Annotated in this window: 22 protein-coding genes; 12 read left to right on the forward strand and 10 right to left on the reverse strand. The window is 71.3% G+C overall.

All coding sequences use genetic code 11. From position 1 onward, the window contains the following. The first annotated feature begins 106 nt into the window (after nt 1-106). From rpsL to ABZ659_RS28215, 5 genes are all read left to right on the forward strand, one after another. Entirely contained in the window at nt 107-478 is a 372-nt protein-coding gene (rpsL, locus tag ABZ659_RS28195; RefSeq protein WP_003948652.1) for a 30S ribosomal protein S12, read from the forward strand. Nucleotides 479-480: 2 nt separating this feature from the next. Beyond that, a complete protein-coding gene (gene rpsG / locus ABZ659_RS28200) occupies nt 481-951 on the forward strand; it encodes a 30S ribosomal protein S7 (RefSeq protein ID WP_003998848.1) in 471 nt (156 codons plus the stop codon). Nucleotides 952-990: 39 nt separating this feature from the next. Next, nucleotides 991-3,117 (forward strand): elongation factor G, encoded by a 2,127-nt coding sequence (gene fusA, locus ABZ659_RS28205; protein ID WP_360225237.1) that lies wholly within the window; start codon nt 991-993, stop codon nt 3,115-3,117. Nucleotides 3,118-3,273: 156 nt separating this feature from the next. After that, nucleotides 3,274-4,467, forward strand: coding sequence for an elongation factor Tu (tuf, locus tag ABZ659_RS28210; RefSeq protein WP_360225239.1), 1,194 nt, complete (start codon nt 3,274-3,276; stop codon nt 4,465-4,467). A 134-nt stretch (nt 4,468-4,601) separates the two neighbouring features. Then, nucleotides 4,602-5,948 carry a hypothetical protein gene (locus tag ABZ659_RS28215; RefSeq protein ID WP_360225241.1) on the forward strand — a complete coding sequence of 449 codons (1,347 nt, stop codon included), beginning with the start codon at nt 4,602-4,604 and terminating at the stop codon, nt 5,946-5,948. A 70-nt stretch (nt 5,949-6,018) separates the two neighbouring features. Here the strand turns inward: ABZ659_RS28215 and ABZ659_RS28220 are convergent, their stop codons facing one another. Continuing rightward, the gene (locus ABZ659_RS28220) at nt 6,019-7,389 is read right to left on the reverse strand and encodes a carbohydrate-binding protein (RefSeq protein WP_360225243.1); all 1,371 of its coding nucleotides are present in this window, start codon (nt 7,387-7,389) and stop codon (nt 6,019-6,021) included. 126 nt (nt 7,390-7,515) lie between these two features. After that, nucleotides 7,516-8,427, reverse strand: a complete 912-nt coding sequence (locus ABZ659_RS28225) for a LysR family transcriptional regulator (RefSeq protein ID WP_360225245.1) — start codon at nt 8,425-8,427, stop codon at nt 7,516-7,518. A 164-nt stretch (nt 8,428-8,591) separates the two neighbouring features. Between ABZ659_RS28225 and ABZ659_RS28230 the strand changes: the two genes are divergently transcribed. Further along, nucleotides 8,592-9,722 carry an acyltransferase gene (locus tag ABZ659_RS28230; protein ID WP_360225247.1) on the forward strand — a complete coding sequence of 377 codons (1,131 nt, stop codon included), beginning with the start codon at nt 8,592-8,594 and terminating at the stop codon, nt 9,720-9,722. A gap of 35 nt (nt 9,723-9,757) precedes the next feature. Here the strand turns inward: ABZ659_RS28230 and ABZ659_RS28235 are convergent, their stop codons facing one another. From ABZ659_RS28235 to ABZ659_RS28250, 4 genes are all read right to left on the reverse strand, one after another. Then, nucleotides 9,758-10,015, reverse strand: coding sequence for a hypothetical protein (locus tag ABZ659_RS28235; protein ID WP_360225249.1), 258 nt, complete (start codon nt 10,013-10,015; stop codon nt 9,758-9,760). Next, entirely contained in the window at nt 10,012-10,359 is a 348-nt protein-coding gene (locus ABZ659_RS28240) for a hypothetical protein (RefSeq protein ID WP_360225251.1), read from the reverse strand. The genes ABZ659_RS28235 and ABZ659_RS28240 overlap by 4 nt, the downstream gene beginning before the upstream one ends. Before the next feature lie 88 nt (nt 10,360-10,447). Beyond that, nucleotides 10,448-11,263: a helix-turn-helix domain-containing protein gene (locus ABZ659_RS28245; protein ID WP_360225253.1), complete on the reverse strand. Its 816-nt coding sequence runs from the start codon at nt 11,261-11,263 to the stop codon at nt 10,448-10,450. A 197-nt stretch (nt 11,264-11,460) separates the two neighbouring features. Continuing rightward, complete coding sequence (locus ABZ659_RS28250) at nt 11,461-11,931, reverse strand: ATP-binding protein (RefSeq protein ID WP_360225255.1); 471 nt, start codon at nt 11,929-11,931, stop codon at nt 11,461-11,463. A gap of 125 nt (nt 11,932-12,056) precedes the next feature. On the opposite strand from ABZ659_RS28250, the gene ABZ659_RS28255 reads away from it, so the two are divergent. Both ABZ659_RS28255 and ABZ659_RS28260 read left to right on the forward strand, forming a co-directional pair. Then, on the forward strand, nt 12,057-12,905 hold the full coding sequence (locus tag ABZ659_RS28255) for a helix-turn-helix transcriptional regulator (RefSeq protein ID WP_360225257.1): 849 nt from the start codon (nt 12,057-12,059) through the stop codon (nt 12,903-12,905). Continuing rightward, the gene (locus ABZ659_RS28260) at nt 12,902-13,102 is read left to right on the forward strand and encodes a DUF397 domain-containing protein (RefSeq protein WP_360225259.1); all 201 of its coding nucleotides are present in this window, start codon (nt 12,902-12,904) and stop codon (nt 13,100-13,102) included. Before ABZ659_RS28255 ends, ABZ659_RS28260 begins: the two co-directional genes overlap by 4 nt. Here ABZ659_RS28260 and ABZ659_RS28265 read toward each other — a convergent pair. Next, nucleotides 13,075-14,451: an FG-GAP and VCBS repeat-containing protein gene (locus ABZ659_RS28265; RefSeq protein ID WP_360225261.1), complete on the reverse strand. Its 1,377-nt coding sequence runs from the start codon at nt 14,449-14,451 to the stop codon at nt 13,075-13,077. The genes ABZ659_RS28260 and ABZ659_RS28265 overlap by 28 nt on opposite strands. Before the next feature lie 213 nt (nt 14,452-14,664). Here ABZ659_RS28265 and ABZ659_RS28270 point away from each other — a divergent pair, with 213 nt between their 5' ends. Continuing rightward, nucleotides 14,665-15,777, forward strand: a complete 1,113-nt coding sequence (locus ABZ659_RS28270) for an endo-1,4-beta-xylanase (RefSeq protein ID WP_360225329.1) — start codon at nt 14,665-14,667, stop codon at nt 15,775-15,777. A gap of 7 nt (nt 15,778-15,784) precedes the next feature. Here the strand turns inward: ABZ659_RS28270 and ABZ659_RS28275 are convergent, their stop codons facing one another. The 3 genes from ABZ659_RS28275 to ABZ659_RS28285 form a co-directional block, all read right to left on the reverse strand. Continuing rightward, nucleotides 15,785-16,291, reverse strand: coding sequence for a hypothetical protein (locus ABZ659_RS28275; RefSeq protein ID WP_360225263.1), 507 nt, complete (start codon nt 16,289-16,291; stop codon nt 15,785-15,787). 72 nt (nt 16,292-16,363) lie between these two features. Then, the gene (locus ABZ659_RS28280; protein ID WP_360225265.1) at nt 16,364-17,905 is read right to left on the reverse strand and encodes a hypothetical protein; all 1,542 of its coding nucleotides are present in this window, start codon (nt 17,903-17,905) and stop codon (nt 16,364-16,366) included. A gap of 88 nt (nt 17,906-17,993) precedes the next feature. Then, the gene (locus ABZ659_RS28285) at nt 17,994-20,936 is read right to left on the reverse strand and encodes a BTAD domain-containing putative transcriptional regulator (protein WP_360225267.1); all 2,943 of its coding nucleotides are present in this window, start codon (nt 20,934-20,936) and stop codon (nt 17,994-17,996) included. A 414-nt stretch (nt 20,937-21,350) separates the two neighbouring features. On the opposite strand from ABZ659_RS28285, the gene ABZ659_RS28290 reads away from it, so the two are divergent. From ABZ659_RS28290 to rpsJ, 3 genes are all read left to right on the forward strand, one after another. Beyond that, nucleotides 21,351-22,295 carry a helix-turn-helix domain-containing protein gene (locus ABZ659_RS28290; RefSeq protein WP_360225269.1) on the forward strand — a complete coding sequence of 315 codons (945 nt, stop codon included), beginning with the start codon at nt 21,351-21,353 and terminating at the stop codon, nt 22,293-22,295. Between the two features lie 40 nt (nt 22,296-22,335). After that, nucleotides 22,336-23,166 (forward strand): carbohydrate-binding protein, encoded by an 831-nt coding sequence (locus tag ABZ659_RS28295; RefSeq protein ID WP_360225271.1) that lies wholly within the window; start codon nt 22,336-22,338, stop codon nt 23,164-23,166. Nucleotides 23,167-23,592: 426 nt separating this feature from the next. Next, complete coding sequence (rpsJ, locus tag ABZ659_RS28300; RefSeq protein WP_003948644.1) at nt 23,593-23,901, forward strand: 30S ribosomal protein S10; 309 nt, start codon at nt 23,593-23,595, stop codon at nt 23,899-23,901. The last annotated feature ends 2 nt before the right edge of the window (nt 23,902-23,903 follow it).

The following is a 23,903-nucleotide window of genomic DNA, read 5'->3' on the forward strand; positions in this document are numbered from 1 at the left end:
TTCCCGCCTGACGGCGGAGGTCCGCGGGATTCGACACACCCGACCGCGTGGGTCGGAGACGTTCCAGGTTAGCTGTACCCATCGGCACACAGAAACCGGAGAAGTAGTGCCTACGATCCAGCAGCTGGTCCGCAAGGGCCGGCAGGACAAGGTCGAGAAGAACAAGACGCCCGCACTCGAGGGTTCGCCCCAGCGTCGCGGCGTCTGCACGCGTGTGTTCACGACCACCCCGAAGAAGCCGAACTCGGCCCTGCGTAAGGTCGCGCGTGTGCGTCTGACCAGCGGGATCGAGGTCACCGCTTACATTCCGGGTGAGGGACACAACCTGCAGGAGCACTCCATCGTGCTCGTGCGTGGTGGCCGTGTGAAGGACCTGCCGGGTGTTCGCTACAAGATCATCCGCGGCTCGCTCGACACCCAGGGTGTCAAGAACCGCAAGCAGGCCCGCAGCCGCTACGGCGCCAAGAAGGAGAAGTAAGAATGCCTCGTAAGGGCCCCGCCCCGAAGCGCCCGGTCATCATCGACCCGGTCTACGGCTCCCCTCTGGTGACCAGCCTGATCAACAAGGTGCTGCTGAACGGCAAGCGCTCCACCGCCGAGCGCATCGTCTACGGCGCCATGGAGGGTCTGCGCGAGAAGACCGGCAACGACCCGGTCATCACCCTCAAGCGCGCTCTCGAAAACATCAAGCCGACCCTCGAGGTCAAGTCCCGCCGTGTCGGTGGCGCCACCTACCAGGTGCCGGTCGAGGTCAAGCCCGGCCGCGCCAACACCCTGGCGCTGCGCTGGCTGGTCGGTTACTCCCGCGCCCGTCGCGAGAAGACCATGACCGAGCGTCTGCTCAACGAGCTTCTCGACGCTTCGAACGGCCTCGGTGCGGCCGTCAAGAAGCGCGAGGACACGCACAAGATGGCCGAGTCCAACAAGGCCTTCGCGCACTACCGCTGGTAGTCGCTACCCACATCGAGACCGAGAGAAGACTGAAGCCTTATGGCTACCACTTCGCTTGACCTGGCCAGGGTGCGCAACATCGGCATCATGGCCCACATCGACGCGGGCAAGACGACCACCACCGAGCGGATCCTGTTCTACACCGGCGTTTCCTACAAGATCGGTGAGGTCCACGACGGCGCTGCCACCATGGACTGGATGGAGCAGGAGCAGGAGCGTGGCATCACGATCACCTCTGCTGCCACCACCTGCCACTGGCCGCTGGAAGACGTCGACCACACCATCAACATCATCGACACGCCGGGCCACGTCGACTTCACCGTCGAGGTGGAGCGTTCGCTGCGCGTGCTCGACGGTGCCGTGACGGTGTTCGACGGCGTCGCCGGCGTCGAGCCCCAGTCCGAGACGGTGTGGCGTCAGGCGGACCGCTACGGCGTTCCGCGTATCTGCTTCGTCAACAAGCTCGACCGCACCGGTGCCGAGTTCCACCGCTGCGTCGACATGATCTCCGACCGTCTTGGCGCGCAGCCGCTCGTCATGCAGCTGCCGATCGGCGCGGAGGCCGACTTCAAGGGCGTCATCGACCTCGTGACGATGAAGGCCTACGTCTGGTCCGCCGAGGCCACCAAGGGCGAGATGTACGACACCGTCGACATCCCGGACACCCACCTGGAGGCCGCCGAGGAGTACCGCGGCAAGCTCCTGGAGGCCGTGGCCGAGAACGACGAGGAGCTGATGGAGCTGTACCTGGAGGGCGAGGAGCCCTCCGTGGAGCAGCTCTACGCGGCGATCCGCCGTATCACCATCGCCTCCGGCAAGGGCGACGGCACCACCGTCACCCCCGTGTTCTGCGGCACCGCCTTCAAGAACAAGGGCGTCCAGCCCCTGCTCGACGCGGTCGTGCGCTACCTGCCCTCCCCCCTGGACGTCGAGGCCATCGAGGGCCACGACGTGAAGGACGCGGAGAAGGTCATCGCGCGCAAGCCGTCCGACGAGGAGCCCCTCGCGGCGCTGGCGTTCAAGATCATGAGCGACCCGCACCTCGGCAAGCTCACCTTCGTCCGCGTGTACTCCGGCCGTCTGGAGTCCGGCACCGCCGTGCTGAACTCCGTCAAGGGCCGCAAGGAGCGCATCGGCAAGATCTACCGTATGCACGCGAACAAGCGTGAGGAGATCGACTCGGTGGGCGCCGGTGACATCGTCGCCGTCATGGGTCTGAAGCAGACCACCACCGGTGAGACGCTGGCCGACGAGAAGAACCCGGTGATCCTGGAGTCCATGGACTTCCCGGCGCCGGTCATCGAGGTCGCCATCGAGCCGAAGTCGAAGGGCGACCAGGAGAAGCTGGGTGTCGCCATCCAGCGGCTCGCGGAGGAGGACCCCTCCTTCCAGGTGCACACCAACGAGGAGACCGGCCAGACCGTCATCGGCGGTATGGGCGAGCTTCACCTCGAGGTGCTCGTCGACCGTATGAAGCGTGAGTTCAAGGTCGAGGCCAACGTCGGCAAGCCGCAGGTCGCGTACCGCGAGACCATCCGCAAGTCGGTCGAGAAGGTCGAGTTCACCCACAAGAAGCAGACGGGTGGCACCGGCCAGTTCGCGCGCGTCATCATCGCGGTCGAGCCGATCGAGGGCGGCGACGCCTCGTACGAGTTCATCAACAAGGTCACCGGTGGACGTATCCCCAAGGAGTACATCCCCTCGGTCGACGCCGGTGCGCAGGAGGCCATGCAGTTCGGCATCCTCGCCGGTTACGAGATGACCGGTGTCCGCGTGACCCTGCTCGACGGCGCCTACCACGAGGTGGACTCCTCCGAGCTGGCGTTCAAGATCGCTGGTTCGCAGGCCTTCAAGGAGGCCGCGCGCAAGGCGTCCCCCGTGCTCCTGGAGCCGATGATGGCCGTCGAGGTCACCACGCCCGAGGACTACATGGGCGACGTGATCGGCGACATCAACTCCCGCCGTGGCCAGATCCAGGCCATGGAGGAGCGGGCGGGTGCCCGCGTCGTGAAGGGCCTCGTGCCCCTGTCGGAGATGTTCGGCTACGTCGGCGACCTCCGCAGCAAGACGTCGGGTCGCGCGAGCTACTCGATGCAGTTCGACTCCTACGCCGAGGTTCCGCGGAACGTCGCCGAGGAGATCATCGCGAAGGCCAAGGGCGAGTAACGGACCTCGTCCGAACGCCGTAGGCTTGACTCCGGTGCCTCCCGGGCCATTCCTCCGCATTCACGGCGGAATGGCCCGAGGCCCGGGACCTGACAGCAAAGATCACCTGGCGCCGATGAAGTAAGGCGTACCAGAACCACTCCCAGGAGGACCCCAGTGGCGAAGGCGAAGTTCGAGCGGACTAAGCCGCACGTCAACATCGGCACCATCGGTCACATCGACCACGGTAAGACGACCCTCACGGCCGCCATTACCAAGGTGCTGCACGACGCGTACCCGGAGCTGAACGAGGCCACCCCGTTCGACAACATCGACAAGGCGCCCGAGGAGCGCCAGCGCGGTATCACCATCTCCATCGCGCACGTCGAGTACCAGACCGAGGCGCGTCACTACGCCCACGTCGACTGCCCTGGTCACGCGGACTACATCAAGAACATGATCACCGGTGCCGCCCAGATGGACGGCGCCATCCTGGTGGTCGCCGCCACCGACGGCCCGATGCCGCAGACCAAGGAGCACGTGCTCCTGGCCCGCCAGGTCGGCGTGCCGTACATCGTCGTCGCCCTGAACAAGGCCGACATGGTGGACGACGAGGAGATCATGGAGCTCGTCGAGCTCGAGGTCCGTGAGCTGCTCTCCGAGTACGAGTTCCCGGGCGACGACCTGCCGGTCGTCCGCGTCTCCGCGCTCAAGGCCCTGGAGGGCGAGCAGGAGTGGGTCGACTCCGTCCTCAACCTGATGAAGGCTGTCGACGAGTCGGTCCCGCAGCCCGAGCGTGACATCGACAAGCCGTTCCTGATGCCGATCGAGGACGTCTTCACGATCACCGGTCGCGGTACGGTCGTCACCGGCCGTATCGAGCGTGGTGTCCTGAAGGTCAACGAGACCGTCGACATCATCGGCATCAAGACCGAGAAGACCACCACCACGGTCACCGGCATCGAGATGTTCCGCAAGCTGCTCGACGAGGGCCAGGCCGGTGAGAACGTCGGTCTGCTGCTCCGCGGCATCAAGCGCGAGGACGTCGAGCGCGGCCAGTGCATCATCAAGCCGGGCTCGGTCACCCCGCACACGGAGTTCGAGGCGCAGGCGTACATCCTGTCGAAGGACGAGGGTGGCCGTCACACCCCCTTCTTCAACAACTACCGCCCGCAGTTCTACTTCCGTACGACTGACGTGACCGGTGTCGTGCACCTCCCCGAGGGCACCGAGATGGTCATGCCGGGCGACAACACCGAGATGCGCGTCGAGCTGATCCAGCCCGTCGCCATGGAGGAGGGCCTGAAGTTCGCCATCCGTGAGGGTGGTCGGACCGTGGGCGCCGGCCAGGTCACCAAGATCGTCAAGTAAGTCCGCCTTGCTTGGTCGTCTGACCTGAGTGCTCGAAAGGGCCCGTACGACTTCGGTCGTACGGGCCCTTTTGCCATGGGGGCAGGACCTTCGGCCCCGGGCCCCGGGCGGTCGCGCTGATCGAGAGTGGGAGCGTGACGCCACCGATACACCGGACGCGCGGCCTCGGTGCCGCGCTGCTCCTGCTGCTCGCCGCCCTGTTCACCCTGTTGCCCTCCGCCTCCCCGGCGGCCGCGAGCCCCGCCGGGGAGCAGCCGGTCACCCTCACCCTCTTCTGGGGCCAGACCTGTCCCAAGTGCAAGGCCGAGCGCGCCTTCCTCAAGGACTTCGGCGCGGACCACCCGCGGCTGGAGGTCGTCCAGTACGAGGTCTGGAACGACACCGGCAACCGCGACCTCTTCGAGGAGTACGCCGACCGGCACGGCGTCAAGGCCACCGCGGTCCCCGCCACCTTCGTGGACGACCGGGTCTGGGTCGGCTGGACCGACGCCATCGAGGACGACCTGCGCAGGGTCCTCGAAGGCGCGCTGCGCGGCGAGCCCGTCCCCGAGGGCGTGTACGGCACCGGCGGGTCGTCGTCGACGTGCGACATCACCGAGAAGTGCGAGGTGGTCAAGGAGAGCAACAAGGTCGACGTACCGCTCGTCGGGAGCGTGGAACTCGCCGACCGGTCACTGGTCGTCTCCACCCTCGTGATCGGCTTCGTCGACGGCATCAACCCCTGCTCGCTGTGGGCGATCTCCATCCTCCTGGCGATCGTGCTGCGCACCGGCAGCCGCCGCCGGGTGATCGCGGTGGGGACGGTGTTCCTGCTGGTCACGGCCGGGATGTACGCGATCTACATGGCCGGCATCTACAGCGCGCTGACCGTGGTGGGCTTCCTGGACGCCATCCAGATCGGCATCGCGGTGGCGGCCGGTGTCTTCGGGGTGCTGAGCGTCAAGGACTACTTCTGGTTCCGCAAGGGCGCGACCCTGTCCATCCCGGAGGGCCGCAAGCCCGCGCTCTACCAGCGGATGCGGACCATCGCCATGCACCGCTCGCTGCTGCCCGCGCTGGCCGCGACGACCGCGCTCGCGGTGGCGGTGTCGCTGCTTGAGACGCCGTGCACGGCCGGGTTCCCGGTGATGTGGACGGGGATGCTGGCCGCCCAGGACGTGCCGTTCGCGGAGGCGGCCGGGCTGTACGTGCTCTACATGATCCCGTTCCTGATCGACGAGTTCCTGGTGTTCGGCGTGGCCGTGGTGACCATGCGGGCGGCGAAGCTCCAGGAGAAGCACGGCCGCCTGCTGAAGCTGGTGAGCGGCACGGTGATGCTGGCGCTGGCCGGGGTGATGCTGGCGGCGCCCGAGATCATGGAGGACGTGGTCGGGGCGACGGTGGTGTTCCTGGGGGCGCTGCTGGTGGCGGTGGCGGTGCACCTGGTGACGCGGGGGTGGCTGACCCGGCGGAAGGGCGGGGGCGAGCTCACCTCCGCCTGACCGCGGACGGACGGAGGGGCCCGTACGACGCCAGGCGTCCGTACGGGCCCCTCGCACCCCCCTCGGGTGGTTACGCGCGCTGCCAGAGCGCCGGGACGTTCGGGGGCTCCCAGCCCGGCTGCGCCTGGTGGCCCTGGAGGCAGCGGTAGGTGGCGCCGCCGTAGGTCACCGTGTCGCCGGCCTGGTAGACGGTTCCGGCGGCCCAGGTGCCGCTGGGGTCACCGGGGTCGCCGGGGTCGCCCGGGTCGCCGCCTCCGGTGTTGGTCTTCAGGGTGAGCCCGTACCCCTGGAGCAGGGGGTTGATCGGCTGGAAGTACGTCGTCCCGCCGGAGGAGCAGTTGCCCGAGCCGCCCGAGGTGACGCCCTGGGCCTGGCTGCCGGAGATGTAGGAGCCGCCGGAGTCGCCGGGCTCGGCGCAGACCGAGGTGCGGGTGACGCCGGTGATGGTGCCCTCGGGGTAGGTGACGCTGGTGTTGAGCTGCTGGATGGTGCCGCAGTGCCAGCCGGTGGTGGAGCCGGAGCGGCACACCGACGCCCCGACGGGCGCCTGCGTGGACCCGGTGACCTGCACGTTCTGCCCGCCCGCGCCCTTGACGTAGGGGGTGGCGGTCCAGGAGGAGTTGGTGGCCACCCAGGCGGTGTCCCGGCCGGGGAAGGTGGACGCCTGGAAGGTGCCCTGCGCGACCTGGTTGTAGCCGCTGGTGCCGGACCCGGCCCGGCCGCAGTGACCGGCGGTCGCGAAGCCCTGCTGGGTGCCGCGGGTGACGGGGAAGCCGATGGAGCACCGGCCGCTGTTGTTGATGTAGTACGCGTCACCGCCGCGCAGGTCGTACAGCGGGCGGGGCCGCTCGACCGACTTGGTGACCCGGGCGAGGGAGGCGTCGACGCCCGCCGCGCGCAGCAGGTCGCGGGCGGCGCCGGTCCGTACCGCCTGGACGACGAGGGCGTTGGCGCGGACGTCGACGTACCAGACGGGGACGTCGGTGCCGCCGTCGCGGGTGGCCGCCCGGTCGAGGCGGGCCTTGGCGGTGTCGAGGGCGGCCAGGGAGTGGCGTACGACGGTGGCGTGGGCGCCCTGCCGGGTGATGGCGGCGGTGTCCGCGGGGTCGGTGGTGGCGACGGTGAGGGTGCCGGAGTCGGTGCCGCTGACCCAGGCGCCCGCGTAGTCGGCGCCGAGCGCGGCGCGCAGGCGGCCCGCGGTGGCGCCGGCGTCGGCCTCGTTGGCGAGGCGGTGCCCGGCCTGCTCGGCGGTGAGGCCGAGGTCGCGTTGCATGGCGTGCAGCAGGGCGGGCGGTGCCTGGTCGGTGCGGAGGGTCTCGGCGGCGGAGGGAGGGGTCGTCGTACCGGCGCTCGCGGATCCGGTGAGGCCGGTCAGGAGCAGGGCGCCGGTGGCTGCCGCGGCGGCGCAGGCGGCTCTGGTGTGACGTGTACGCGGGGGCATGGGGAAGGTCTCTCCTCGGTTTCGGCTCCGTGGGTCGGGGTGGTGCTCGGGGAGGTACGGAGGTGCCGAAACCGTAGGGAGCGCGCGGGGCCGGGCGTAAGGAATCAGTTGGCCTTCTGCACGGCGTTATGGACGCGATGTGGCCAGTGCCGGGTGGGCGGCGCGGGCCTGGGCGAGGACCTGGGCGGCGGTGTCGGGGTGCTGGGTCGCCGGGTGCCAGCCGAGCAGGTGCCGCCAGGTCAGCGGCGTACCGGCGAGCGGGCGGACGGTGATGCCGGGGGTGCTGGGGAAGGTGGCCCGGCACAGGCCGACCGCCCGCCCCACCCGGGCGAGGTGCACGCAGGACGCGGTGTCCGTCTCGTACAGCCGCCGTGGGGTGAACCCGGCGCGGGCGCAGGCGGCGGTGAAGCAGTCGGCGAAGCAGCTGTCGCCGGGAACGCAGGCCCACTCCTGCCCGGCGAGGTCGGCGAGGTCGATCGGGTCGGCGTGGGCGAGCGGGTGGTCGTCCGCGAGCATCACGCACACCGGGTCCACGGCGATTTCCCGCCAGGTGAGCCGGTCGGGGCCGGGTGGGGGAGCGGAGCCGCAGGTGCCGGTGAGCGCGTAGTCGAGGCGTCCTTCGGCGAGCAGGTCGGCCAGTTCGCGTTCGGACCAGGAGGTGCGGGTGGTGACGTCGATGCCGGGGGCGGTCTGGGCGAGGCGGTCCAGGAGGGCGCCGAGCAGGGGGCCGTGGGTGCCGCCGATGCGCAGCCGCGGGGTGTGGCGGGGCGCGTGGGCGAACCGGGTCGCCTCCTGTTGCAGCTCGGCGACGGCGGGGAGCAGCACCCTGGCGTGGTCGAGGACGAGTTCGCCGAGGGCGGTGGCGTGGACGCCGTGCCGGTGGCGTTCGAAGAGGGGGCCGCCGAGGGCACGTTCGATGCGCTTGAGCTGCGCGCTCAGCGCGGGCTGCGCGAGGCCGAGCGCTGTCGCCGCCCGGGTGAGGCTGCCCGCCTCGGCGATGGCGCGGACGGTTCTGAGATGCCGCAACTCCAGCTCCATGAGGGGAGCTTGCGGCGTCCGCCGGGGCGAGGCAAGACTTTGGTACGGACCAGTGGCGACGGCGGTGTGGAGGAACGCTCCTCCTCCGTGTGAATCCGCGTGTTCCCGCGCGACGGGCGGGGCGCGCACCCCCTAGCGTGCTGTGGGTGTTTCGTGGATCGTCGATGGTTCCCGGGGGCGTGGCGCTGGCCGACCGCCCCGCCGCCTCCCACCGCCCACGGGTCGTGCCCGCCGCGCGGGGACGGCCCCGCCTCTTCCTGATTGACGGCGTCCGGCTGGCGGCGGCCCTGATGGTGGTCCTGCACCACTACGTCGGTACCAGGCGCGCCGACGAGCCGGGCAACCCGATCTGGGGCCGACCGGTGTCGGAGATCGTGCCGACGTGGTTCCGGGTGGCGTCGTACGGCTGGATCGGCGTGGAGGTCTTCTTCGTCGTCAGCGGCTTCGTGATCTGCATGTCGTGCTGGGGGCGGACGCCGAGGCAGTTCTTCGTCTCCCGGGTGATTCGCCTGTACCCCGCGTACTGGTTCGCGGTGCTGTTCACCACGGGGGTGGTGGCGTTGCTGCCGGGGGTGTGGGAGCGGCTGCCGGTGCGGGAGGTGCTGCTGAACCTGACGATGCTTCAGCAGGGCTCCGGGGTCCCGCACGTGGACCTGGTCTACTGGACCCTCTGGTCGGAGCTGCGCTTCTACCTCCTGTTCCTGGTGGTCGTGGCGACGGGCCTGACGTACCGCAGGGTGGTGGTCTTCTGCTGCGTCTGGGGCGCGGCGGCGATGCTCGCGCCGGTGGCGGAGTTCCCGCTGCTGGTGCTGGTGGCCAACCCCTCGGGCGCGTGGTTCTTCATCGCAGGGCTCGCCCTGTACCTGATGTACCGCTTCGGCCAGGACCTGCTGCTGTGGGGCATCCTCGGGATGGCGTACCTCATGGGGCAGTTGGAGCTGGGGGAGCGGGTGGCGTACGAGCAGGTGAGCAGCTGGCGGGGGGCCTTCCTGATCTACTCCGTGTTCCTGCTGGTCATGGTGGCGGTCGCGCTGGGGTACGCCGACCGGGTACGGGCGCGCTGGCTGGTGACGGCGGGGGCGCTGACGTACCCGCTGTACCTGGTGCACTACGTCGCCGGTACGTCGCTGATCGCGCGGTTGCGTGACGTGCTGGACGCACGCTTGCTGGTGGCGATGCTGGTCGCCGGGTTCCTGGTGCTGAGCTGGGCGGTGCACCGGTGGGTGGAGCGGCCGGTGGGGCGGGTGGTGAAGCGGGGGTTGGACGCGGCGGTGGTGCGGGGGCGGGGGGTTTGAGGGGGGTCGGTTACTGGGAGAGGCTCGTGGCTGCCCTACCAGCCCAGGTAGGTGAGTTGCACGACGTAGACGCGTTCACTGCGGACGACGATCTGGTACGTGAACATGCCACCCGGAACCGTGACGTCGCCCCCCTTGGGGTCGTCGGCGTTATGGGATCTGCCGTGCACGTACAGCGCCTCGGCGGCTCTGACCAGCTCGGCGGCCTTGTGTTCGACCTGGGTGAGGAAGGCCGAGGGGGCGGAGCGAGCGGCTTCTTCAGCGCCGAAGGCGTACTCCCAGGTCCAGCTCAAGTGCGTACTGCCTTCATGGCCTCGTCCAGGACGGCGCTCAGCTCCCGCAAAGCCTCCCGGGCGACGGCGGCGTCCTCGTGCTCCAGGTCGTTCCTGGCGCGGGCGTGGCGGGCGGCGAGGTCGGGGCGGCGGGCGATCTCGATGTCCCGGGCCCAGGTCAGGACCCAGCCCCGCACCGGGCTGAGGGACTGCCACTCCACGGCCTTGGCGAAGGCCTCGTCCTTCGTCCGCTGCATCTCCGGCAACCGGCCCGGGGCGACGACGGCGAGGGCGGCCCGCAGGGCGTCGGGAGTCTGCTCGGGGCGGGGAACCAGCTCGTGCCCGTCGTTGGCCTGAGTGCTCATGGAGTCCTCCCGGGAGTGCACTGGCCAGAGTAGTCGTCCGGGACTGCCGGGATCGTCGGGCGCGAACATGTGCGGGTGTCTCTCCTGCTCAGGCGCGGCAGTCGCCGCAGCGGGTGTCGGGTTCTCGGGAGCGGAAGGCGCGGTCGCAGCCGTCGCAGTTGCGGAGGGGTGGGGGAGGGGCGGGGGCGGGTGCGCGGAAGGGGGGTGGGGGTGGCAGGTGAGTGGTGAGGCGGTGGGCCAGGAGTGCGGCGGGGCGGCGTACGCCTTCGGGTGGGAGGTCGCTGGTCAGGGCGTGGCGTACGGCGGTGGGGGACACCTCGCGTTCCAGCCAGGCGGCGACGCCGGGGGCCAGGTGGGAGGTGTCGCAGGCGGAGAGGAGGAGGCCGGGGTTCGTGTCGCGGAGGCCAGCAAGCAGGTCCGTCGCCTGCTGGAGTAGGGCCGGGGCCGGGTACGCGGGGCGGGGTACCGGGGGGAGGGGTTTGCGGGGCTTCCGCTTCCTGGGGGCGGGAGGGGGTGTGGGGGTCGCGCCCGGTTGGTTGCAGGAGATCGTGCGGGTGACGATGCGGCCCGCCGGTGTGCGGGTGCGTTCGCGGCGCAGGTAGCCGTGGGTCTCCAGTTCGCGCAGGGCGGCGGCGATGCGGGTCGGGCCCTCCGGGAAGCGGGCGGCCAGGGTCTTGATGTCCACGGGCGCGCTGCTCGGCAGGGACTGGATGTGGCAGGCCAGGCCGATCGCCAGGAGGGAGAGTTCCCGGTGCTGTGCGAGATGGTTGCCGATCACCGTGAAGCGGGTGGTGTGGCGGGTGTTCTCGTGGATGACGCCGCCGCCGTGATGACGCGTACGGGTGGGATGCGTGGCAGCTGCTGACTGGGCGCGCGAGGGCGCGCTAGGGTTTTGGGTACCCATCGGGAAGCGCTCTTCTTCCTTGGTGGTCAGGCCCTCGCACTGGGATGGCAGTCCCGGCGGGGGCCGAAGTCTTTTTCGGATGTTTGCTGTTTGCGCTGAGCGTAAGGGAGTTGGGGGAGCGGAAAGCCAGCCCGAGCGGTGATGTTCACCCTCGCGGGTGAGGGGAGGGGGTGGCTTGGTGGGGTGTCTTTCTCTCGTTACTTTTCCTGGGGGTAGGAGCTGGGGTCACCGGAGCCTGGGAGTGCGGGTTCCGGTGGGGTGAGGCGCAGTTCCGCCCACACCGTTTTCCGGGGGAAGCGGCCCTCCGACACGCCCCAGCGGTCCGACAGCGCCTCCACGAGGAGCAGGCCGCGGCCCGACTCCGCGTCGGGGGGTGACTGGCGGGGCTGGGGGAGGTGGTTACCGCGGGTGTCGGTGACCTCGATGCGGAGGACGCTTCCGATCACGTACAGCGTGAGCCGGAAGTCCCGCCCCCGTACCCGGCCGTGCGTCGCCGCGTTCGCCGACAGCTCCGCGACCAGATGCCGTGCCGGGTCCAACGGCAGGCCCCAGGCGCGGAGTTGCTCTACCGCGAGCAGACGGGCCAGGCGGGCGCCGCGGGGTGTGGAGGAGAGCTGCACGCTGAAGTTGCGGACGGGCGTGACGAGGTCGGCGGTTTTCTGGTTCACGTCACTCAGCGTGGCGCTGTGTGCGTACCGTGGGAAGTGACTCTGTGGGTACGTACGGTCACTGTCCGCACGTTGTCCGGTGCTGTCCGGACTGTCGGGGCGGGGTGAGTGGGGAGGGGCGGGGGATGAGCGTCGACGTGGATGAGCCCGGTTGGGAAGTCGATCCGGACGATGAGTGGGGTGTCGCCGTCATCACCACGGTGGGGCGGCAGTTGAAGCTGCGGCGGGAGGCGGTGGGGATGCGCGCCGCCGAGTTCGGGGCGGCTGTCGGGTACGGGGAGGACCTCGTCTACAAGATCGAGGGCGGGAAGCGGATTCCCCGGCGGGAGTACCTGGAGCAGGCGGACGAGGTGTTGGGGGCGGGTGGGCTGATCGCGGCGACGTGGGAGGACGTGAAGAAGGTCCGGTATCCGAAGAAGGTGCGGCAACTGGGTCTACTGGAGGCCAAGGCCGTGGAGATCGGCTTGTACGAGTGCCACATCATCGCGGGGCTGTTGCAGACACCCGAACATGCGCGAGCCCTGATCAGCGCGGCTCAGCCGACCTACTCGCCGGATGATGTGGAGCGCATGGTTGCCGCTCGGCTTGCCCGGCAAGCGATCTTCGAACGCGACCCGGCTCCGTCGCTCCACTTCGTGCTGGAAGAGGCACCGCTGCGGCGACCCATCGGGGGCACAATGGCACGGCGGCGGCAGCTTGAACGCATCTTGGAGGTGGGGCAGTTGAACAACGTCGTCCTCCAGGTGATGCCACTGCACACCGAAACTCACTCCGGCATGGACGGCAGGATCGAGCTGCTGAAGTTCGCGGACGGTACGGCGGTGGGCCGCTCGGACGGGGCCTTCAACGGGCGACCGACGACCGACCCCAAGCACCTGCGCGTCCTTGAGCTGAGGTATGGCACGATCCGGGCGCAGGCCCTCCCGCCGGGGGAGTCTCTGGCCTTCATCGAGCAATTGCGGGGAGAAGCGTGAGCGAGTTGGTCTGGTTCAAGAGCAGCTACAGCGGTGGCAACGACGGCGAGTCCTGCGTCGAGATAGCCATAACCCCCGGCACCGTCCACGTCCGCGACTCCAAGCACGCCCCCGCCCAGAGCCCCCGGCTCGCGCTCGCGCCGGAGGTCTGGGGGGCGTTCCTCGCTGGTTACTGCGGGAACGACGCGACCACGTAGACCGTCGCCGCGCCGGTCGTCGTGATGCCGGACGACGTGCCGGGGAGGCGGAGGGACGTGTCGCGGCCGTCGCCCGACACGAGCAGGTCGGGGCGGCCGTTTCGGTCGGTGTCGCGCAGGCGGACGTCGATGCCGAAGAACTCGTACTCGGCCGGGGCGCCGGGGACGCCGGACGTGGCGCGGCTGAAGTACTGGGAGTTCACGCCGGTCAGGCCCGCGCGGCTGCCGCGCAGGACGTGGACGCCGCCCGCGGCCTTGCGCGTGCTGACCGTCTCGCCGGGGACGCCGACCGCCAGGTCCGGGTAGCCGTCGCCGTTGGTGTCGGCGGCGGAGAGGCTGGCGCCCATCCAGTCACCGGGCGAGGCGGCCGTGGTCACGCCCGAGGACGCCTGGGTGATCCGGTACTTCGTCGTCGGACCGGTGCTGCCGCCGCGCCAGACGGCGACCGAACCGGCGTCGCGGTTGTATGTGCGGTCGCTGACCGCGAGGTCGCCGTAGCCGTCCTTGTTGAAGTCGGCGACGACGCCGGTGGGACTGTAGTCGGGCCGGGCGTTGTTGATGACGGTGACCTTGCCCGCCCTGACCGTGGAGCCGCCGCGCAGGAACCAGGCGTCCTGGGTCATCTTGTCGTCGTGGTAGCCCTGGCCGAGGACGAAGAGGTCGGTCGCCTTGTCGTTGGTGACCCTGCCCGCGACCAGGCCGGTGGGTTCGAGGACGTCGTTGGGCGTGTGCCGGGTGATCGAGCCCGTCGTGCCGGACTTGGTGAAGCCGCCCCGGTAGACGTAGACGCTGTCGATGCCGTTGGTGACGGCGAGGTCGGCCCTGCCGTCGCCGTTGAAGTCGCCGGTCTCCAGGTACTTGCCGAAGCCCTGGTAGGTGGACGCCTTCTTCGGCAGGCGGGTGGCGTCGGAGCCGGAGAGGCCGGACGCCCTGCCCCAGAGGATGGTGACCGCGCCGGAGCTGACCTTGTCACCGACCTTCTCGGTGAAGTCGGCCACGGCCAGGTCGGCGTACCCGTCGCGGTTGAGGTCGGCGGCGGCGAGGTCCTCACCGAAGGCGTCGGCGTAGCCGCCCGCGTCCCCGGCCGTGCCGGGGATGCCCGAGGTGGCCTGGGAGAAGACCTTGGTGGTGGTGCCGGGGCCGGTGGCCGTGCCGTACACCACGACGACCTGGCCGTTGCGGTTGCCGTGGGCGTAGTCGCGGTAGCCGTCGCCGTTGAAGTCGTCGGCGTACTTGGCGGGGACGGTGACCGCGCTGGCGGCGCCCGTGGCGAGGGTGAGCAGTCCGCCGGTGAGGGAGACGGCGGTGGCCGTGGCGACCGCCAGGCGGATGCTGCTGCGTCTGGACATGCGGCTCCTGTGGTGATGACCAGCGTTGATCAGTGCTGGGCTTGCGGAGACGAGACTCCTGGCAGGCGGGGATGGTTGTGCCCACCCGTGCGCCCCGTTCGTGCACGGGTATTGACCCGCCGCTCGGTGGGGGCCTAGCTTCCCTCTTCAAAAGTTTCGGACGCATCTTCGAAACATTCGAGAATGAGGCCCCGTATGAGACCCGCACGCCCCATACGCCCCCTGCGCTTCGCCACTGTCGCCCTCACCGCCGCCGCCCTGACCCTGCCGCTGCTGTCGGGCGTGGCCACCGCCGAGCCCTCCGCCGAGCGGCACTCCCACGCCAAGCACGACCGGCTGCGCGTCGCCGCGCCCGAGGGGTTCTACGTCGGCACCGCCGTCGCGGGGGGCGGGCACCACCTGGAGCAGGACTACCCGGACCCGTTCACCTACGACAGGCAGTACCGGAAGATCCTCGGGCGGCAGTTCAGCTCGGTCTCCCCCGAGAACCAGATGAAGTGGGACTTCATCCACCCCGAGCGGGACCGCTACGACTTCGCCGCCGCCGACGCCATCGTCGACTTCGCGGACAAGCACGGACAGGTCGTCCGCGGCCACACCCTGCTGTGGCACAGCCAGAACCCGGCGTGGCTGGAGGAGGGCGACTTCACCAAGGCCGAGCTGCGCGCGATCCTGCGCGACCACATCACCACCGTCGTCGGCCGCTACGCGGGCCGCATCCAGCAGTGGGACGTCGCCAACGAGATCTTCGACGGCGAGGGCAACCTGCGCACCCAGGAGAACATCTGGCTCCGCGAGCTGGGCCCCGGCGTCATCGCCGACGCCTTCCGCTGGGCGCACCGCGCCGACCCGCACGCCCAGCTCTTCCTCAACGACTACGGCGTGGAGAGCGTCAACGCCAAGAGCGACGCCTACCTCGCCCTCGTCAAGGACCTGCGGGCCCGGCGCGTACCCGTGCACGGCTTCTCCGCCCAGGCCCACCTGAGCACCCGCTACGGCTTCCCGGGCGACCTGGAGCAGAACCTGCGGCGCTTCGACGCGCTCGGGCTGGAGACCGCCATCACCGAACTGGACGTCCGGATGGACCTGCCGGAGAGCGGCGTGCCGACCCCCGAGCAGCTGACCCAGCAGGCCGACTACTACCAGCGTGCCCTGACCGCCTGCCTCGCCGTCGACGACTGCAACTCCTTCACCATCTGGGGCTTCACCGACAAGTACTCCTGGGTCCCGGTCTTCTTCGAGGGCGAGGGGTCCGCGACGGTCATGACGGAGGACTTCCGCCGCAAGCCCGCCTTCTACGCGCTGCTCGACACGCTGAAGGGCTGACCACCGGTCACGGCGCGGGCGGCGGCATCACCGCGAAGACGACCATGCCCGCGCCGTGGTCGACCACCGACGGGACTCCGACGCTGACGCGCGAGGCGGCCCCCGGTGGCGGGCCCGTCGCCGCGCTCGCCTCCGCCAGCAGCGCCCGCGCCTTGGACTCCGCCTGGTCGTAGCGGTCCGGGAACGCCGAGCGCTGCACCTTCTGGGCCGTTTGGCCCGCGGTGAGGTGGGGGTGCTGCTGCTCCACACGGACGGCGCGGGTGAAGAACTGCTCCGCCGCGTAGGGCACGCGCATGATCTGCTCAGGGGTGCCCCAGCCCTGACTCGGGCGCTGCTGGAAGACGCCCAGGGAGTCGCGGTCGCCGCAGGGCAGGTTGTTCATGTGGGACTCGACCCAGCCCGCCTCGAAACCGGCGAGCATCACCTTGTCGGAGACGCCGAGGCGGCGGCCCACGGCGTACACCGCCTTCGTCACTTCCAGATCGCGGTCGGGTGGGACGTGGCACGGTGCCATCGTGGGGTTCCTCTCGATGTGAAGGGGTGGGTGGGCGGGCCCCCGTACGCCCCGCCCACCCACGATTACGGCCTACGGGTTGGGCACGTCCTGGGCGAGGTTGCCGCCCATGTCCACCCAGGTGTCGTTCCAGGCGTGGCCGTGCTCCGGGCCGCGCTGCCAGGTGTGGGTCACCCGGCCCTCGGGGTCGCGGCCGAACACCGACAGGTCGCCGCTCGGGTTGAGGACCACGGCCGGGTCGTCCGTGAGCCGTCCGTGCAGGGGGGTCCAGTCGGACCAGGGGCCGCCGGTGCCGGTCTGCCAGCGGTGGTGCAGGGCCTTGTCGGTGCCCCGGGCGAAGAGGACCATGCCGCCGTCCCGGCCGACGAGGGCCGTGGGGCGGCCCTCCGTGGAGCCGCCCATGTCCGCCCACGACTCGTTCCAGGCGTGGCCGTGCTCCGGGCCGTGCTGCCAGGTGTGGGTCACCCGGCCGTCGGGGTCCCGGGCGAAGACCGACAGCGCGCCGTTCGGGCTGAGCAGCACCGCCGGGTCGCTCGCCAGCCGTCCGCCCAGCGGGCTCCAGTCGGACCAGGGGCCGCCGGTGCCGGTCTGCCAGCGGTGGTGCAGGGCGTCGTCGGTGCCCCGGGCGAAGAGGACCATGCCGCCGTCCCGGCCGACGAGGGCCGTGGGGCGACCCCGGACCGAGCCGCCCATGTCCGCCCACGACTCGTTCCAGGCGTGGCCGTGCTCCGGGCCGTGCTGCCAGGTGTGGGTCACTCGGCCGTCGGGGTCCCGGGCGAAGACCGACAGCGCGCCGTTCGGGCTGAGCAGCACCACCGGGTCGCTCGCCAGCCGTCCGCCCAGCGACACCCAGTCCGGCGCCCACTCGCCCGCCTCCGACTGCCAGGTGTGCCACAACGCCCCGTCGGTGCCCCGCACGAACACCGCGAGCTTGCCGTAGCGGCCCACCAGCGCCCAGGGCCGTCCCACCGCCCCGGACGCCGGGCGTCCCAGCGGCGTCCAGTCCGACCACGCCCCGCCCGCCTGGTGCTGCCAGCGGTGCGCCACCTCGCTAGAGCCCTCGACGCCGGACACCACCATGCCCGCGCCGTGGTCCACCACCGACGGCACCCCGACGCTGACCCGGGGCGCGGTCAGGCCCGGCTCGGTCCACCAGGTGGTCTCCTTGCGGGCACCCGCCCAGCCGAAGCTGAAGTGCACGTGGTCGGTGTGCGGGCTGCGGCCGGTGTACGGGGTCCAGCCCGCCTGCGCCCGGTACGACTCCCAGATCCGCCGGTTCCAGATCATGTACATGATTCCGAAGCGGCGGGCCAGGGCGTGCGGGTTGCCGTGCCGGTCGGTGGCCAGGAGCCAGTTCAGGAGGTCGTCGGCCACGTGCTCCTGCGTGTGCACGTCCACGCCCCAGTCCCAGGCGCGGCCCTCCTTGTGCTCGCTGACGCCCGGCGCGTCGCAGGACCTGCCGATGCCCAGGCTCCGGGTGTCCGGGTAGGCGGCGAGCACCAGATCGCGGAAGGCCAGCAGTCCCGGCTTCGCGGTGGGATCGCAGCCCTGCTGGCCCTCGTAGGGCGCGTACGGGTCGATGTGGGGACCGAAGTCGGGGGCGGTGGGCGGCATGAGGGGGCTCCAAGACTCGCGTCGTGCCGTCGGCGCCTTCGCCTCCGGCCTCTCACCGCCACTGTTCCGACCCGCTCTCTCGCCCCGGTCACACCTCGGTCACTCCCGTCCGCGCGAGCCGGGGAGGGCCTGCCCCCGCCCGTCGCCGGTACGTCCTGCGGGCGATGCCGAGCGCCATCGCCACACCGTCCTCGGCCGTCGCGCCCCGCCGCCACGCCCCGGCGTACGCCTCCTCCGACAGGTGCTCCCGTACGAGCGCCCGGGTGTGGGTGTGGAGTACGGCGAAGGGGCGTAGGCCGGTGATGTTCGCCCCCGTCACCTCGCGGTGGCGGTGTGCTGCCCCGAGGACCACGGCCGCGCCCTCGTACTGCCCGAGGGCGCCCAGCGTCCAGGCCAGGGTCTCCAGCATCCAGGCGGGACCCCAGTTGTCGTCGATGGCGCGCTGCCTCACGAGCGCGTCGCACAGCGGCATCAGACCCTCCGACGGCTCGCCGTGCAGCAGCTCGGTCAGCGCGACGCACCACTGGGCCCAGGTCTGCGCCCACTCGGCACCGGCCGCCTCGGCCTCGGCGACGTAGGTCTCGCACGCGGCGCGCGCCTGCTCGCGGTCGCCGAGGAAGGCGGCGGCCATCGCCCAGAACATGGTGGCCATGTGGGCGTCGCCGGTGAGGCCGTGAGACAGCAACTCCTCCCGTGACTCGGCCAGTCGGGCGATGCAGGCGGGATCGCCCGGGACCAGCAGCGCGTACACCCCCTCGACGTAGACCACGGGCGGGGCCTTCGCCGCGTCGAGGGCCGTCCGGCACTCGGCCAGGAGCATCCGGGCCACCGCGTGGTCGCCCTGGAGGACCGCGATGAACGCCGTCAGGGCCGTCGTCGGCACGAGCAGCTCGGCGAGGGCCGGATCGGCCGGGTCGAGCAGGGCGGACAGGCGCTCGATCCAGCCCCGCGCCTCGCCGAGGGTGCTGCTGACGAACCAGGAGCGGACCCGCGTCAGATCGACGGTGATGGCCGCGCCGGTCGGCGCCCGGCCCGGCTGGACGCGGCAGAAGTCGAGCGCGGACCGCAGGTTGGGCAGCTCCCGGCGCAGCCGCAGCAGCCAGCCGGTCTCGCCGGGACCGAACCACTCGTCGGCGGCCCGCGCGGCGAGGGCCTGGTAGTAGTCGCTGTGCCGGACCAGCAGAGCCGTCGCGTCGCCCCGCGCGCGCAGCCGTTCGGTGCCGTACTGGCGGATGGTCTCCAGCAGTCGGTACCGGGTGACGGTGCCGGGCCGGTCCACCGCGGCGACGGCCTCGGCGGTGACCACCGACTTGTGCACCAGGCCGTCCAGCAGGTCCAGTACGTCGTCCCGCGCGATGCCCTCGCCCACGCACACCGCCTCGGCCGCCGGAAGGTCGAAGCCGCCGACGAAGACCGACAACCGGCTCCACAGCAATCGCTCCCCGGGCGTGCACAGGCCGTGGCTCCAGTCCATGACGCCGCGCAGGGTGTGCCCGTACCGGTGGGCGGCGGGCCCGGGGGCCTCGTACGACGGCACGGCCGGGCGGGGGACGGCCAGCAGGCGGAAACGGTCCTCCAGGCGCTCCAGCACCTCCGCCACGGTCAGCGCGCTCAGCCGGACCGCCGCCAGTTCGATGGCCAGCGGGATGCCGTCCAGGCGTCGGCACAGTTCGGCCGCCTCGGCGTGGTCGTCGGCGCCGGTGTGCAGCGGCGCCGCGGACGCCGCCGCCCGGTCCGCCAGCAGCCGCAGCGCCTCGCTCGGGGTGCCGTCCGGCCCGTCCCGGAGCGTCAGACAGGGCACCGGCATCAGATGCTCGCCCGGTACGCCGAGCCGCTCCCGGCTGGTGGCCAGCACCCACAGCTCCGGGGCGGCCCGCAGCAGCCGCAGCACCAGCGCCGACACGGCCGCCGTCAGGTGCTCGCAGTTGTCCAGGACGAGGAGCAGGCGCCGCGCGCTCAGGTGCTCGGCCACCGCGTCGGCGGCGGAACGCGTGGACTGGTCGCGCAGTCCCAGGGACTCGGCGACCGCCCGGGCCACCAGCGCCGGGTCGGTGACCGCCGCGAGGTCCACCAGCCAGGCCCCGTCGGGGAAGCCGGACCCCGGTCGCCGGGCGACCCGCAGCGCCAGCCGGGTCTTGCCGACCCCGCCCACACCGGTCAGCGTGACCAGCCGGGAGCGGTCCAACAGCCTCCTGACCCTGGCCAGTTCCCGCTCACGCCCGATGAAGGACGTGGTCTCCGCGGGCAGGTTCCCGTGGCCGCGCGCGCCCGTCGTCGGGGCGTGCGCGAGGTCCGGGGCCGCCGTCAGCATCCGCTGGTGCAACGTCTTCAGCTCGCTGCCGGGGTCGATGCCCAGCTCCTCGGCGAGGACCGCGCTGACCTCGTGGAAGCACCGCAGGGCCTCGCCCTGGCGCCCGCACTGGTAGAGGGCGAGCATGTGCTGTGCCCAGAAGCGCTCCCGCAGCGGGTGGGTCCGGGTCAGCGCCCGCAGTTCCGGCAGGACGTCGGCGGGGCGTCCACACCGGATCACGGCGTCGATCCAGGCCTCCCGCGCGGCGAGCCGCTGCTCGCACAGGGCCGGGATCACGTCCGCGAACCGCTCCTGCGGCAGGTCCGCCAGCGGCTCGCCACGCCACAGTGCGAGCGCCTCGTCGAGCAGCGCCGCCGCCCGCTGCGGCCGGTCCTCGGCGAGCGCGGCCCCGCCCTCCCGGACGAGCGCGGTGAACCGGTGGGCGTCCAGGACGTCCGCGGCGCCGACGCGCAGCACATAGCCGCCGTGCTCGGTGCGCACCGCCTCCGGGCCGAGGGCCCTGCGCAGCCGCAGTACGTAGTTCTGCACGGCGTTGCGGGCGCCGCGCGGGGGGTCCTGCCCCCACAACCGGTCCACCAGGTCGGCCATCGGGACGACACGGCCGGGGTCGACGAGCAACGCCACCAGCAGCGTGCGCAGTCGGGCCGCGCCGAGGCTCACCCGCACCCCGTCGCGGGTGACCGTCAGCGGCCCCAGGATCCCGAAGTCGTACTGTCCCATTCGAGTGACGCTAGTACGTAAAGTAATCACAACGCTACGGCGCGTGAACGCAGGGTGGGGGTGTGCGCCGCTCGCCCGCGCCACGGCGCGCGCTGGAAGCCGGCCGCTTCAGCGGCAGCGGAACACACGCGGCCGGCGGACCCCCGTAGCGGCGGGCGACGCCGGGGCGCCGGACACACCGTCGTACAGGGCCGCCGACCCACACGCCGCGCTCTTCGCCCAACGACGACGGCGCGGAGAGCGCCAACGCCGAGTCCTGGGTTCCGGTCTTCTTCGAGGGCGGGGGCCCGCGACGGTCATGACGGAGGACTTCCGCCGCAAGCCCGCCCTCCACGCCCTGCTGTCCGCGCCGGAGAGGGCGTGAGACGCTGGTGCCGCTCGATTGGTCTGTACCTGCCATGAGGGGGCCACGCCATGCGCGGCACCACCGTCCCACCCGGCACGCCCTGTCCGATCCCCCGCCCCGACGAGGTGCCCCTGCACCGGCTCGAAGTGGCCGGTCCGGGGGCTCCCCCCTTCGCCGCGGGCAGCTTCGACGCCGTAGGGCCGCTGTCGCGGTCCGCCCGGCCGCACCGGCACACCTTCTACGAGATCGCCTACGTGACCGCCGGGTCCGGCGCCCACGTCGTCGATCTGGCCCGCCGACCGCTGGCCCCGCCGCAGCTCGTCGTCCTGCGTCCGGGGCAGGTGCACCACTGGGAGCAGGACCGGCGTCTCGACGGCACGCTGGTGCTGTTCACCGAGGACTTCCTGGTCGACCACCCGGGCGACCGCGACCTGCTGCGACGGCTCGCCGCCCGCTCCCGGCTGCGGCCCGCCGCCGGGGAGGACGAGCGGGTCGGGCGGCTGATGGCGGAACTGGTCGCGGAGTACCGGCAGCGGGCACCGGCGTACGAGAGCGTCCTGCGGTCGCTGCTGCACGTGCTGGTCGTACGGGTGTCCCGGCTCGCGAGGGACCCCGGGCCCGGTGCCACGGCCGGTGCCACGGCCGAGGGACGCCCCGCCGCCGTGGCCGACCGCTTCGGGCGGCTGGTCGCCAGTCGGGAGGCCGTCACCTGGACCGTGCGCGAATGCGCCGAGCGGCTGGGCGTCACCCCCGGCTACCTCACCCAGGCCGTCCGGGCCGCCACCGGGCGCAGCCCCGGCCGGCTGCTGATCGAGGCCCGCACCCGGCGGGCCCAGCGGCTGCTGGCCCACACCGAGCTGTCCGTACGGCAGGTCGCCGCGCGCACCGGCTTCAGCGACCCGGCCTACTTCAGCCGCTTCTTCCGCAGGGAGACCGGGCACAGCCCGGGCACCTTCCGAAAACACCACAGCCGCGTCCACCTGTCCCTCGAAGGCGGGTCGGGACGGGCCTAGGTTCGGTGCCGTCCCCCACCCCACGAGGAGCGCACCAGTCATGGACGACACCACACCCCCCGCGGACGGCTCCCGCCTCGTCCGCCGCAAGACCGTCTTACGCGCCGCGCTCGCCGCCACCGCCGCGGTCCCGGCGGCCCTGCTGGGCGGCCCGGCCCTGGCCCGCACCCTCGCCAGCGGCGACACCGCGCCCCCGCTCACCCCGGCCTGCGACGACGGGGACGACCCGACGCCCCCGCAGACCGAGGGGCCCTACTTCAAGCCGGGCTCCCCGCGCCGCGCCAGCCTCCTGGACGCCGGAACGACCGGGACCCGGCTCACCGTGAGCGGGTACGTCTTCGGGCTCGCCTGCCGGCCGATCGGCGCCGTCCTGCTGGACTTCTGGCAGGCCGACGCGAACGGGGCCTACGACAACACCGGCTTCCGGCTGCGCGGCCACCAGTTCACGGGGGCCGACGGGGCCTTCACCCTCACCACGATCGTGCCGGGCCTGTACCCCGGCCGCACCCGGCACCTCCACGTGAAGGTGCAGGCGCCGAACCGGCCGGTCCTGACCACGCAGCTGTACTTCCCGAACGAGCCCCGCAACAACACCGACACGATCTTCGACCCCCGGCTGCTGATGACCGTGCGCGACGCGGGCGGCGGCGCGAAGGAGGCCGCCTTCGACTTCGTCCTGAACGTCCCCCAGGACCCGGGCGGGCCCGATCCGACGCCAACGCCCCCCGGGGGCACCTGGGCCCAGGGCGTCACCTACCAGGTCGGTGACCGGGTGACGTACGCGGGTCGGGCCTACTCCTGCCTCCAGGCCCACACCGCCCAGCCCGGCTGGGAGCCCCCCGCGACCCCGGCGCTGTGGCGGGCGCTCTGAGCCCCGCCGCCCGCTCCACCCGCCCCGGGTTTGACCTACGTCACGCCCGGGGTAATCTCTTCCGCTCGATTGGCGTCGCCCTTGCCCCGTATGGCAGACTGTCCGAGTTGCTCGGTCGAGTGTTGATGCTGCGCGCCTCCCGCCGGGAGGACCGGAAGCGAGTCCCACAGTACTCGTCGTTCCAACTGCCGTAAGGCAGCAATGGGGCGGACGTACGGGAATCTTCCGGGAAGTGTCAGCGCGGCACCGGCCAGGCACCCGGTGGGCTTTCGCCCCCGGTCCAACGGTTCGGCGAGGGCCGTGCTACCCCAGCAGGGATGTTCGAACAAGGGACATTCATGTCAGCGGGAGCGCGACACGCCCGACCGCGTGGGTCGGAGAAACCGGGTCCCAGAGCGTTACGAGAGACAGGACTACTGAGTAGCCATGGCGGGACAGAAGATCCGCATCCGGCTCAAGGCCTACGACCACGAGGTCATCGACTCTTCGGCCAAGAAGATCGTCGAGACGGTGACGCGCACTGGTGCGTCGGTCGCGGGCCCGGTGCCGCTGCCCACTGAGAAGAACGTGTACTGCGTCATCAAGTCGCCGCACAAGTACAAGGACTCGCGCGAGCACTTCGAGATGCGCACGCACAAGCGCCTGATCGACATCCTCGACCCGACGCCCAAGACCGTTGACTCTCTGATGCGACTCGACCTCCCGGCCGGTGTCGACATCGAGATCAAGCTCTGAGG

This window comes from Streptomyces sp. NPDC006997, from assembly GCF_040635175.1.
In the GTDB taxonomy this organism is placed as follows: domain Bacteria; phylum Actinomycetota; class Actinomycetes; order Streptomycetales; family Streptomycetaceae; genus Streptomyces.